The sequence below is a fragment of the Lysinibacillus sp. NPDC097287 genome (assembly GCF_044761695.1).
GTDB lineage: Bacteria > Bacillota > Bacilli > Bacillales_A > Planococcaceae > Lysinibacillus.
The window spans coordinates 1-12,781 of the sequence record NZ_JBIWCX010000028.1; the positions used below are offsets into that span (position 1 = coordinate 1).

The 12,781-nt window shown below is 38.3% G+C and carries 10 protein-coding genes, 5 tRNA genes and 1 rRNA gene; 3 read left to right on the plus strand and 13 right to left on the minus strand.

Translation table 11 applies throughout. From position 1 onward, the window contains the following. Together rrf and ACIQ2D_RS21440 are read right to left on the minus strand one after the other, a co-directional pair. A 5S ribosomal RNA gene (gene rrf / locus ACIQ2D_RS21435) occupies nt 1-91 on the minus strand; the annotation flags it as partial. A gap of 416 nt (nt 92-507) precedes the next feature. After that, on the minus strand, nt 508-1,593 hold the full coding sequence (locus tag ACIQ2D_RS21440) for a cysteine desulfurase family protein (RefSeq protein WP_402867335.1): 1,086 nt from the start codon (nt 1,591-1,593) through the stop codon (nt 508-510). A 93-nt stretch (nt 1,594-1,686) separates the two neighbouring features. On the opposite strand from ACIQ2D_RS21440, the gene nadB reads away from it, so the two are divergent. Genes nadB through nadA form a run of 3 tightly spaced genes read left to right on the plus strand, consistent with a single transcriptional unit; the run spans nt 1,687 to nt 5,180 of the window. After that, entirely contained in the window at nt 1,687-3,273 is a 1,587-nt protein-coding gene (gene nadB, locus ACIQ2D_RS21445) for an L-aspartate oxidase (RefSeq protein ID WP_402867336.1), read from the plus strand. Continuing rightward, the gene (nadC, locus tag ACIQ2D_RS21450) at nt 3,230-4,090 is read left to right on the plus strand and encodes a carboxylating nicotinate-nucleotide diphosphorylase (RefSeq protein WP_402867337.1); all 861 of its coding nucleotides are present in this window, start codon (nt 3,230-3,232) and stop codon (nt 4,088-4,090) included. Before nadB ends, nadC begins: the two co-directional genes overlap by 44 nt. Beyond that, nucleotides 4,077-5,180, plus strand: a complete 1,104-nt coding sequence (gene nadA, locus ACIQ2D_RS21455; RefSeq protein ID WP_402867338.1) for a quinolinate synthase NadA — start codon at nt 4,077-4,079, stop codon at nt 5,178-5,180. Before nadC ends, nadA begins: the two co-directional genes overlap by 14 nt. Before the next feature lie 196 nt (nt 5,181-5,376). Here the strand turns inward: nadA and ACIQ2D_RS21460 are convergent, their stop codons facing one another. From ACIQ2D_RS21460 to ACIQ2D_RS21510, 11 genes are all read right to left on the minus strand, one after another. Next, entirely contained in the window at nt 5,377-5,781 is a 405-nt protein-coding gene (locus tag ACIQ2D_RS21460) for a cytidine deaminase (protein WP_402867339.1), read from the minus strand. Nucleotides 5,782-5,987: 206 nt separating this feature from the next. Beyond that, a complete protein-coding gene (gene opp4C, locus ACIQ2D_RS21465; protein WP_402867340.1) occupies nt 5,988-6,896 on the minus strand; it encodes an oligopeptide ABC transporter permease in 909 nt (302 codons plus the stop codon). 13 nt (nt 6,897-6,909) lie between these two features. Continuing rightward, nucleotides 6,910-7,875 (minus strand): oligopeptide ABC transporter permease, encoded by a 966-nt coding sequence (gene opp4B, locus ACIQ2D_RS21470; RefSeq protein WP_402867341.1) that lies wholly within the window; start codon nt 7,873-7,875, stop codon nt 6,910-6,912. A gap of 136 nt (nt 7,876-8,011) precedes the next feature. Next, nucleotides 8,012-9,742, minus strand: a complete 1,731-nt coding sequence (gene opp4A / locus ACIQ2D_RS21475; RefSeq protein WP_402867342.1) for an oligopeptide ABC transporter substrate-binding protein — start codon at nt 9,740-9,742, stop codon at nt 8,012-8,014. A 50-nt stretch (nt 9,743-9,792) separates the two neighbouring features. Continuing rightward, entirely contained in the window at nt 9,793-10,782 is a 990-nt protein-coding gene (locus ACIQ2D_RS21480) for an ABC transporter ATP-binding protein (RefSeq protein WP_402867343.1), read from the minus strand. 4 nt (nt 10,783-10,786) lie between these two features. Beyond that, the gene (locus tag ACIQ2D_RS21485) at nt 10,787-11,782 is read right to left on the minus strand and encodes an ABC transporter ATP-binding protein (protein ID WP_402867344.1); all 996 of its coding nucleotides are present in this window, start codon (nt 11,780-11,782) and stop codon (nt 10,787-10,789) included. A 555-nt stretch (nt 11,783-12,337) separates the two neighbouring features. Beyond that, nucleotides 12,338-12,409: transfer RNA gene (locus ACIQ2D_RS21490), tRNA-Glu, on the minus strand. A gap of 14 nt (nt 12,410-12,423) precedes the next feature. Next, nucleotides 12,424-12,514 (minus strand) — tRNA-Ser (locus ACIQ2D_RS21495). 12 nt (nt 12,515-12,526) lie between these two features. Continuing rightward, a tRNA-Asn gene (locus ACIQ2D_RS21500) sits at nt 12,527-12,603 on the minus strand. Nucleotides 12,604-12,607: 4 nt separating this feature from the next. Further along, a tRNA-Ile gene (locus tag ACIQ2D_RS21505) sits at nt 12,608-12,684 on the minus strand. Between the two features lie 3 nt (nt 12,685-12,687). Beyond that, nucleotides 12,688-12,761 (minus strand) — tRNA-Gly (locus tag ACIQ2D_RS21510). Nucleotides 12,762-12,781 lie beyond the last annotated feature (20 nt).

Consider the following 12,781-nt stretch of genomic DNA (forward strand, 5'->3'; position numbering starts at 1 on the left):
GGGGAAGCCCCCAACTACCATCGGCGCTAAAGAGCTTAACTTCCGTGTTCGGTATGGGAACGGGTGTGACCTCTTTGCCATCATCACTAGACTATGTATTTCGTTTTGAAGTTTTTAACCTGTCCTTCAAGACAATAATTATTGTATAACGTTTTTTCACATTACGCAACACTTTTATATAAAAGAAAAGAAAATAATTATTTTCGAAGGTTTTTTATACACAAAACAGAGAATTTAGTTCTGTTCATCATTATAGCAATTGTCTTTTAAAAAGAAAACATTTAAATTTATTACTTTTTTAATACAAATATTTTTCACTGTTATCTCAAGCTAGGTTAACTTAAGTATTACATTTTAGATAATATCTAAGCAACAACAAATCATCTAAAAAACCTAAACGTTAAGATATAAAAACACATTAGTCGGCATTATTCATATTGAAGAACTCTCTGCCGACCTGAATGTGGTTGAATTCTTAATGTAAAATATATCTTTCCTTTCAAATTATCAATTCGAAAGTGCTGCTAGTAATCTATCAATTTCTACGAATGAAGTTGTTTGACCAAATGAAATTCTGAAAAATTGACGTGCTTCTTCCATCGTATATCCCATCGATAAAATGGCTTTTGTTCCAGAATCACTTTTTATATCACACGCACTCCCTGTAGAAATACATATGCCCGCTTCATTTAACTTTAATAATACATACTGCCCTTCGACTCTCTCCATCAATAATCCACATATATTCGGTAGTTGCTCAACAGAATCAATGATACGACAAGATTTCGGCAAGTTTTTTCGTAAATATTGGCGTAAAGCTTCATAATGTTGAAGCTCATACTGAAAAGCTTCAATTGCAGCGCTAAATGCGACGATAGCTGGTGTATCTAATGTACCGCCACGTAAACCACGTTCATGTGTTACACCAGGCGTTAATGCTGGAACACGGATCTTTGGATTTATATATACAGCTCCACAACCTTTAGGTCCCCCAATTTTATGGGCGGAGATCGTCATAGCATCTACCTGTTTACAAAATGACTGTGTTGAAAGTTTACAAAATGACTGTACACAATCTACATGAAAAAAAACGTTCGCTTTCTTAGCAATATCCGCGATTGCTGTCACCGGTTGAATGGCACCAATTTCTGAATTGACGTGTTGAATAGTAATTAGCGCTGTATCTTCACGTATCGCTTCAGATAGTTGTGCTACATTTACACAGCCATTTTCCTGTAACGGTAGCTTTGTCACCTCATAGCCTATTTTCTCAAGCGTATTTAGCGCGGCATGAACGGATGTATGCTCTGCTTGCGATGTAATAATGTGTTTACCTTTTTGGGAAGCCATTGCAACTGACAAAATAGCTAACAGGTTCCCTTCTGTCCCGCTTCCTGTGAAAATCACACCATCACTACTAACACCAAGCTTCTTTGCAACAAGCGCTCTTGCTTGCTCAATAAAATAACTTGCTTGTCCCCCTGTATCATGAAGGCTTGCACTATTCCCATAATAACGCTGTGCTACTTCACAATAAGCCTGCAATGCTTCAGGAGACATTGGTGATGTCGCCGCATAATCCAAATAAATCATCGTACCTCTCCCTTTCTAGTTACATCAGGTCTTGTTTTCTCTTTTATTTTATGTAAAGATATGTGTCAAGACAACTGTAAAGAAGGTAAGTCTATGGATGTAAAGACAGATGTTCTCATTATAGGTAGTGGTATAGCCGCTCTACAAGCCGCTCGACTGCTCGGACAGCAGTTTCATGTACAGATTGTAACGAAGTCATCTGTTTATATGAGTAGTTCATATCGTGCACAAGGAGGCATTGCAGCGGTCACAAACCGTGAAGATCAAACAAGCTTTCATATTACAGATACGCTGATTGCTGGTGTACACCATCATGACAAGAAACATGTCGAAACATTAATAGAAGAGGGATCACAAATTATGCAACAGTTTGTAACGGATGGTCTTCCTATCGATCGACAACCGTCTGGTGAACCCTCTCTAGGTTTAGAAGGTGCGCATAGCCAACATCGCATCATACATGCTGGCGGAGATCGTACCGGTCAAATATTGATCGATTACTTACTCAAGCAACTTCCCTCTAACGTCGGCATCAATACTTATGAAATGGCCTATGAACTACTATTGAATACGAATGGTGCTTGCATCGGCGTACTCACACAAGACCAACAGAAAACAAAGCGTTATTTTGCACATCATGTCATTCTAGCAACTGGTGGTGCAGGTGCTCTCTATCCATGTACCTCTAATTATAAGACGAATACTGGAGATGGCATTGCGCTAGCATATCGTGCAGGAGCTGCGATAAGTGATATGGAATTTATGCAATTTCATCCAAGCTTATTATGGTGTAATGGCGGGGCAAAAGGACTCGTCTCTGAAGCTGTACGTGGGGCAGGAGGGATTTTTGTCGATGTAAGGCGGCAACCAATTATGAAAGGCATTCATCCACAGCTCGATTTAGCACCACGCCATATTACAGCTCATACGTTATTTACTAAACGTGCTGCTGGGCAAGCAACGTATATCGATATTTCTAGTATTCAGAATTTTGAAGAAAAGTTCCCGACCATTACGAAGCTTTGTCGTGAAAATGAGATTGACCTTCAAACAGGCTTAATACCAGTTGCACCCGGAAGCCATTTTTTAATGGGTGGTATTGTGGCTGATGATACTGGCAAAACGTCAATTCCAAATTTATATGCTGTTGGTGAAGTTGCGTGCACTGGTGTACATGGTGCAAATCGTTTAGCAAGCAATTCCTTACTAGAAGGCATTACATTTGGGCAGAAATTGGCTGAATCCTTATTACACGGTGGATGTAAGCAAGTAAACTTTACCGTCGCCATGCGCGACTACACACAACCAATGCCTGCATTACTAACAAAAGAAAATTTACAGCAAGCAATGATGCAAACATTAGGCATTGTCCGAAACCCTATCGGCATGCAACGATTTGCACAACAATTACCTACATTACAAATCTTACAGCAAGTGAACCTAAGTGGACTTAACCCACAGGAACTTGAACTCTATATGATGCATGTCCTTGCCACGATAATGGTCCATGCAGCGATTACAAGAACAGAATCACGCGGGGCTCATATTCGTAGCGATAAACCACACAATGACGAGAAATGGCAACAACGATGGATTATTTTTGAAAATGGACAGATGAAAGTGAGGAATACATTATATGAACATCATCAAACTCGAGGAAATGCTGAAGCAGTTTTTTAATGAGGATATCGGAGATGGAGACTTATCAAGCGAATTCATTTTTAGCGCTGAACAACAAGGCTCTTTTTCCTTTTATGCAAAAGAAGATGGCATTTTTTGCGGTGCCTTAATTATTGAACATGGTTTTCATCTACTAGACCGTACAATGAACATTACTATGCACAAAAAAGATGGTGAACCCGTTATTGCTGGTGATGTCCTCGCCGTTATTGAAGGGCCACTACAAAAATTATTAATGGGTGAACGAGTTATTTTAAATCTTGTTCAGCGAATGTCTGCCATTGCAACAGCCGCCAATTTAGCAGTATCCAAAACAAAAGGTACAGGTGCAAAGATTTGTGACACACGTAAAACGATACCAGGCTTACGTATGCTCGATAAATACGCCGTTCGAACAGGTGGTGCTTATAATCATCGAAGTGGTTTATATGATGCAATTATGCTAAAGGATAATCATATTGCCTTTGTAGGAAGCATTACAAAAGCTGTTCAAGCAGCTCGTGCAAAAATCGGTCACACTGTCAAAATTGAAGTCGAAATTGAAACAAAAGCACAATTAGATGAAGCCATCGAAGCCGGTGCGGATATTATTATGTTCGACAACCGTACACCAGAAGAAATTCGCGCATGGCTTCCTACTGTCCCAGCGCACATTGCTACAGAGGCTTCAGGTGGTATTACGCTCGAAAACCTACGCGAATATGCCGCTTCTGGCATTCAGTGGATTTCACTCGGTGCGATTACCCACTCAGTTAAAGCTTTCGATATTAGTGCACTTGTGCAAACGAAAGGAGCTCATTTCCTTGTCAATTACTAGTCTATTACAACAAGCTTCACTACTTCCAGAGCATTACAGATCGTTAACTAGAGAAGAAATGGAAGCTCGAATTATTGCCATTAAAAAAAGATTAGGTAGCAAGCTATTTATCCCTGGACATCATTATCAAAAAGATGAAGTAATTCAATTTGCAGATGTAACAGGTGATTCCTTACAACTTGCTCAATTATCTGCCGCTAATAAAGAAGCTGAACACATCGTCTTTTGCGGTGTACACTTTATGGCAGAAACAGCTGATATGCTAACAACTGATGAGCAACACGTCTACTTGCCAGATATGCGTGCAGGCTGTTCAATGGCTGATATGGCTGATATTTATCAAACCGAACAAGCGTGGCCAATTTTACAACAACTTTTCGGTGATACCATCATTCCATTAACGTATGTCAACTCAACAGCAGCGATTAAAGCATTTACAGGAAGGCACGGTGGCGCTTGTGTCACTTCCTCCAATGCAAAAAAAATGGTGGAATGGGCTTTTTCACAAAAACAGCGCATATTCTTTTTACCTGATCAGCATTTAGGGAGAAACACTGCCTATGATTTAGGCGTACCACTCGAAAATATGGCGGTCTGGAATCCACACACAAATACTCTTGAAACAGATCAATCACCAGAAAACATTCAAGTAATTTTGTGGAAAGGGCATTGTTCTGTTCATGAAGGCTTTACTGTAAAACACACTGAAATCGTTCGTCAAACGTATCCCGATATGTGCATCATCGTGCATCCTGAATGTAGTCGTGAAGTTGTTGCCGCTGCAGACGATGCAGGCTCAACGAAATACATTATCGATACAATTAATAACGCACCAAGTGGATCAGCATGGGCAATCGGCACTGAGATGAATCTTGTGAATCGCATCATCAAACAACACCCCGATAAACATATCATTTCTTTAAACGAAAACTTTTGCCCTTGCCTTACAATGAATCGAATCGACCTTCCGCATCTGCTCTGGTCACTCGAAAGCATTGAGCAAGGTCAGCCGCATAACCGCATTCAAGTTGATACACACACAGCCGAAGAAGCACGCAGTTCTCTTGAAAGAATGCTTTCTAGAGGGTAACTATTTTTTCACAAATTAAAAGGTAGACTTGTTAATCAAATCCTAACAAGTCTACCCTTTTTTCTACTCCATGATTATGTAGTAATTTTAGCAATTACTTTTTCATTTCTAAAATGCAGAGTTTCATTATCTTGTATCGAATAACTTAGCTGACTATTCATAATTACTTCCCCTCCTGCCCTCAGCTATATAACTATCATTCATCTAAATAAGCTGTTAACCAATGGTACGGTTGTATTTCCTTCAATGTTTTATAAACTAATATGTTTTCCTTATTACTTACTGCTGCCTTTACGTTTGAACCCCAATAAAATAAACGCTCTTGGCAAACGCCACATGGACTTAAAATTTTAAATACCGAATTTTCATCATCTCGAGCAACACAAATTGAATGTGTAATACGAGTATTTAGTTTATGTGCCTCTAATATGGCTCCAGTTTCCATACACAATTCTGTTGATGCATTTACTACTTCTGGTGCTACACTCGTTAGTATTTTTTTATCCTCAGTATATAATGCTGCTGCACCGCCCCAGCCTTTAGGATAGCGTTGGATTACTAATTGAACTGCCGCTTCATATAATCGATTCTCTATTTCCATTATGACAACCTCCCTCTTACTACAAAATTGTCTAATAAACTGAGCTTCTCTATACCATCCATACTCTAAAATCTTAATAGAAAAAATTAAAAGCTGGACTAATATGTAAATATTTAGCCCAGCCTCAATTCTTCAATTAAACCATTGCATTGTATTAGTGAAAAACGATGTATCAAGTTTTTAATAATATATTCTATCAAAATAGCCTACCTTCTCGATTTAGGATTCATTGCATCTTTTAGCCCTTCTCCGATAAAGTTGATGGCCAAGATGACTAATGTAATTGCCGTTGCAGGAGGTACCCACATCCAAATTTTATTGTATAGCACATCAGAGTTTCTTGCTTCCGATAACATATTCCCCCAACTTGGCGTATCTGCTGGGACACCGAAACCTAAGAAACTTAATGCAGACTCCACAACAATCGTCACTGCCAATAATAATGTAGCTTGTACAATAATCGTTGATGCAACGTTAGGTAATAAATGCTTAATAATTATTTTTACAGGTTTTCCACCAATAGATTTAGCTGCTAAAATATATTCATTTTCTTTTTCCGCAAGGACTCTACTGCGCACAATACGCGCGACTCCGCCCCAGTTTAATAGAGCAATGACAATTATTAATGTCCATAGGCCTGAAACTTTACCTGAAAGAATCGTATTTAAAACAATAACAAATACGAGAAATGGGAACATTAATACAAAGTCAGTCAAACGCATTAGTATTTGTCCTACCCTCCCTCCGAAATACCCTGAAATAGCTCCAACAGTTGTCCCTACTAAGACAATTAAAAACATGCCGGCTAATCCTATGGTTAATGATGATCTTCCAGCATATAGCATTCGTGTAAAAACATCACGCCCATTCGTGTCAGTACCTAGCCAATACTCACTTGATGGTGGCAAGCTAATTTTCATGAGATCCACACGAACAATATCTTTTGTCGTAATATAGGGTGCTAAAAACGACAGAATAATTACGATTAATAAAAATATGAGGCTAATCATTGCTAACTTATTTTTAGTAAACTTTCTTCTTGCTATCACCCATGGGGAGGGGCTTTTCTTCGGTGTTTTTGGTGTTAAAGCTTCTTTGTTTGTCATTATTACCATACGTTTCCCCTCCTTACTCTAGTCTAATACGCGGATCTACAATACCGTAAAGTAAATCTGCTATTAAATTCCCAAACAGTGTAAGGAATGAAAGGAGCATTGTGATTGACATCATCACCGCATAATCTCTCCGTCCCACAGATTCTAGAAAAAGTGCACCTATTCCTGGATAGGTAAAAATTGTTTCTGTTATGACCGCACCACTGATTAATGTAGCAATATCAAAACCAAGATATGTTACTAGTGGAATGATTGAATTTCTCAATATATGTTTATTATAAATAGTCGATTCTTTCGTTCCTTTTGATCTTGCTGTCCTTACATAATCTTTTCTGCTATTCTCGATAATATCATTGCGTAAAAATTGCGTGTATGCAGCTGTCCCCATTAATCCTAAAACTAGCGCAGGCAATATTACATGTTTAACCTTACTTACATAGTAAGCTAATGTCCCCTCCTCTAAGCCAACACTTACCGAGCCATTGAACGGGAACCATCCTAATTTAAAGGAGAAAAAGTAAATGGCAACAATCCCTGCAACGAAAGACGGGATAGCTAAAGCTAAGTAATTGTACGTTGCAATCAAATTGTCACCAAGAGTATAAGGTTTTCTACCAGCATACATTCCCATTATAAAAGCCAAAATATACGTTATGATTAAAGATGTTCCCGCTAAAAATAATGTATTAGGAATACGTTGTGCTATGATTTCCGCTGCAGGTTTTTTATACGCCGTTGATTTTCCAAAGTCGCCTTGTACAAAATCGGAAATCCATCGACCATATTGCACGATAATTGGATCGTTATAGCCTAATTTCTCTCTCATTTCAGCAATGTACTCTGGATTTGTATTGGATGGATCTATTTCTCCTGCAAACGCATCGCCTGGCATCATTTTTGCTAAGGTGAACACCACTAACGAAATAAGGAGTAATAATGGGATCATGCCAAGTAGTCTTCGAAGTGTGTATTGAAGCATGTGACATCTCCTTACTTATAGAGTTTTACTACTATCAGGGCCCCCTTTTACTTGGGGCCACTAAATAGTAGCAGTGATTAATTAGATTCTCTGTTAACTAACTATAGCTTGCTCATACATTTTTTTAATAGTTTACTTATTCAGTTACATACCATTTATGAACATCTGTTTGGAAACCTACAGCGTTAATGTGAACTCCCTCAAGACGTTTATTAATGCCATATAAATCTAAGTTTTCCCACAATGGAAGGGCAGGCATTTGCTCATTGAAATATTTTTGCCATTCAACATAAACATTTTTACGGTACTCTTTATCAAATGATTTTTCACTTAAGCCTTCATCTATAAGTCGTTGGTTTTCAGCATCGACCCAACGACCAAAATTCCACTCAGCATTACTTGCCCAAAGTCCAGATGGATCAGGGTCAGATCCCGTACTCCAAGCACCGAAGAATGCTTCTAATGCGGCATCATCATTTTCTTTCATTTCGTTGTATAAATTAAACTCAATTAAAGTACCTGTTGCTAGTTCCGTTTTCACACCAATGTCATTCCAAGCTTGAATAATAGCTTGCGTACGACCTTCAAATTCTGCAGGGCCAGCATAGTGACCAAATGAAATTTTAAATGGTTTGCCATTTGGATCTTCTACGAAGCCATCTCCGTCTTTGTCCACATAGCCAGCTGAGGCTAAAAGTTCTTTTGCTTTTTCCTGATTAAATTCGTATTGGTTCAACTCAGCCTCGTCAGCAGCTATCCAGAAAGTACGAGGAATAACAGTATTCGCAACTTCTGCTTTTCCTTCCAAGAAAGCATCGATCATTGCTGGACGGTTAATTGCATATAGTAATGCTTGGCGCAATTCTTTCGATTTAAATTTATCAAAATCCGTTACATTTGTAAGTGAAGCTTTATCACGGTGACCAAATCTAAGGCCAATGTATGAATAGCTTACTCCCGTAGTTTCTTCGATACGTACATTATCTAATGCTGATAGTTCTTTTACTGATTGCGGTCTAATATCCATAATGTCAATTTCACCATTTTTGAATGCACCAGTTGCTAATGACGGATCGATTACTTTAATAATCACGCCATCAAGCATTGGTTTACCTTGCCAATAATCATCGAAACGTTCTAATTCAGAATACTCGCCATCTACTACTTTTTTCACTTTAAAAGGTCCTAAGCCTACAGGTGTTTCACGAACCTGTTTTGACTCTTCAAGGTCTTTAACGGCAATGCCTTCATAATGTTTCTTCGGCATTGGCGTTGGCCACAGATTTTCTAAATTATTTATTTTAACAGCCTCAAAAGTGATTTTCACTGTGTGTGGGTCTACTACTTCAATTCCTTCAATTGAATCAGCTTTTCCTTCTTTTTTTGCTTTTGCCCCCTTAATGCCTTCCACATAACTGCCACGTGGGCCAGTATACTCTGGATGCGCCATTGTCTCTAGGGCAAATACCCAATCCTCCACCGTTAATTCTTCACCATTGTGCCACTTTACGCCTTTTTGCAGTGAAAACGTATATGTTAGCTTATCCTCACTAATTTCCCATGTTGCTAATTCTGGTACATATTCCAGATCATCATTTACTGTAAATATTTCGTCCATTGTAAATCCTTGAATATAACTATCAACTATACTTCCTGAATATGCAGAATCATAAATACCTTCTGGTGCTACGTCAGTTCCAAATGTAATGACGCCACCTTCTTTAGGACCAGTAGACGTCTCGATCTTTGGTTCTTCCTTGTCTTTCTCACCTTCATTGTCAGTGGTAGTTGAACCTCCGCTACAAGCTGCTAACACTAGTGTCATTAATAACATAAGCATGAACACCCATAATGCTGATCTCCTCATAAAATCCCCCCTGATTTTTAATAATTCAGAATATTGATGAGCCAACTTATTTAATATAAGTGGCAGGCAACACTATGTCCCGGCTTCACCTCCTTTAATGTTGGTTTCGATACTGAACACTCTGCCATAGCTTTTGAACATCTTGGATGAAAAGCGCATCCCTGTGGAGGGTTTGCTGGACTCGGCACATCCCCTTCTAATACAATACGATTGCTTTTTTTTCTTGGATCAGGTACTGGGATTGCAGAAATTAACGCCTGTGTGTAAGGATGCATAGGTTCATCATAAGTACTTTCTTTGTCAGCAATTTCAACAATATTACCTAAATACATGACACCAATGCGGTCACTCATGTGCTTAACAACACTCAAGTCATGCGCAATAAATAAAAAAGTTAAATCAAACTCATCCTGCAATTCTTTTAATAGATTCAGAACTTGAGATTGAACAGAAACATCCAAAGCTGAAACTGGTTCATCAGCAATGATTAATTTAGGTTTAAGTGCTAATGCTCTCGCGATACCAATCCTTTGCCGCTGACCGCCTGAAAATTCGTGTGCATATTTATAATAAGCATCTTCCGGCAAGCCTACTTTTCTCAATAGTTCTATTACTTCATCTTTTAATGATTTTAGTGATCTATTATGAAAATTCATGATCGGTTCAGCTACGATGCTTCCAACCATCTGCATTGGGTTCAATGATGCATAAGGATCTTGAAACACCATTTGAATATCTTTTCTTATTTCTCTTAACGATCTTCCTTTTAATTTAGTTATATCCTGACCATTGAATACTATTTGCCCATCAGTGGCATTTAATAACCTTAAAATCGTACGACCTGCAGTAGACTTTCCACAACCAGATTCTCCGACTAAGCCCAATGTTTCTCCATTTTTAATTGAAAATGATACATTATCAACGGCTTTTACATGTCCAACTGTATGTCTAAGAAATCCCCCCTTAATTGGATAATATGTTTTCAAGTTTTTCACTTCTAGTAAATTATCTTTATCTTGTTTGACCGTTGTATAATCCATCCTGTCACCTCACTCCCTCTCTAATATCACTACTTTTGTGCAGTAAACATGCAACCTCATGTTCTAAGCCTATAGTCTCAAGCTGAGGCGTAACCGTACTACATTCCGACATCGCAGATGGACATCGGTCAACAAATCGGCAACCTGTCTTAGGCATATTCTTCAAAGAAGGGACGATTCCTTGAATTGTGGCTAGCTCTTCAACTTCCTTGTCTATCCGTGGAATTGATGCCATTAACAACTTTGTATATGGGTGCTTCGGATTATAGAACAAGTTGTCAACATTTGTTCGTTCTACAATTTTACCCGCGTACATCACGATTACTTCATCACACATTTCTGCTACTACGCCTAAATCATGTGTAATTAAAATAATGGACATATCATTCTTTTCTTGTATGCTCTTGAGTAATTCAAGTATTTGGGCTTGGACAGTTACATCAAGTGCCGTAGTTGGTTCATCTGCGATTAGCAGCCTCGGCTGACAAGCAATCGCAATGGCAATCATCACTCGTTGTCTCATTCCGCCTGACAATTGATGAGGATATTCTTCAACAATTTTTTCTGGTCTAGAGATACCTACCCTTTTTAATAACTCGATCGCCTTTTTTCTAGCTTCTTTCTTGGTAATATTACTATGATTCAGCATTACCTCTTCGATTTGAAATCCAATTGTAAATACCGGATTTAATGACGTCATTGGCTCTTGAAAAATCATACTAATATCTTTACCTCTTATTTTATTCATCTCGTCGTTGGAATTATTCTCTATATTTTTTCCTTGGAATTTTATTTCGCCGCCCGTGATTTGCCCAATCCCTGTTGGCAGTAGTTTCATGATTGAAAGTGACATCACACTCTTTCCACAACCAGATTCGCCAACCACACCAACAATTTGGCGCGGCTTAACTGAAAATGATACATCATCAACAGCATGATATATCTCTCCCTCTATATCAAAACCAGTTTTAAGATTTTTCACTTCGAGCATAAAATTCATCTAAATTCCCCCTTTACTAATTCCAACACAGTTATCTATATTCATATTTTTCTGTGAATTAGAAATTTTAATTTCGTTAATATTATTACATTTTTGCTATATATATCAAATATTTGAACTTACATTTACAGATTCTATGTAATTCATCCACTGTGTTTTATTACATGTATATTCCTAATAATAGTTTTATATTTACTTTATTCACGATTAATACTCATCAACGCATGGTTATTATGCTTAAATATGAATTACTGTTCATTTAATAATTTAATGAAAAAATAATTTTTTACTTAGTTAATTTACTCTTAAATCCACAAATATTCGTTTATACAAAACAAAAGCCAAATCTAATTAATTTAGAATTGGCTTTTGTTTTATATTATCAATAATCCTTTAAATAGAATTTTAGTACTGGCCCAATATCCATTAGTTCCTTTGTATAATTGCTATCCATAATTCACATTTCAAAATCAACATCTTCGATCCTTCTAAAAATAATAATAGAATAAAAAAAAGCATAGAAGATGTTTTTCAACATCTTCTATGCTTTAAGTATGACCCCTACGGGATTCGAACCCGTGTTACCGCCGTGAAAGGGCGGTGTCTTAACCGCTTGACCAAGGGGCCAATATTTTTTATTGTGGCGGAGAAGGAGGGATTCGAACCCTCGCACCGCTTACGCGATCTACACCCTTAGCAGGGGCGCCCCTTGAGCCACTTGGGTACTTCCCCACAAATAAAAAATGGCTCCGAAGGCAGGACTCGAACCTGCGACAACCTGATTAACAGTCAGGTGCTACTACCAACTGAGCTACTTCGGAATAGTGGTGGGCCTAAATGGATTCGAACCATCGACCTCACGCTTATCAGGCGTGCGCTCTAACCAGCTGAGCTATAGGCCCTCTTGGAGCGGGTGATGAGAATCGAACTCACGACATCAGCTTGGAAGGCTGAGGTTTTACCATTAAACTACACCCGCAAAAATGGTGGGTCAGGACG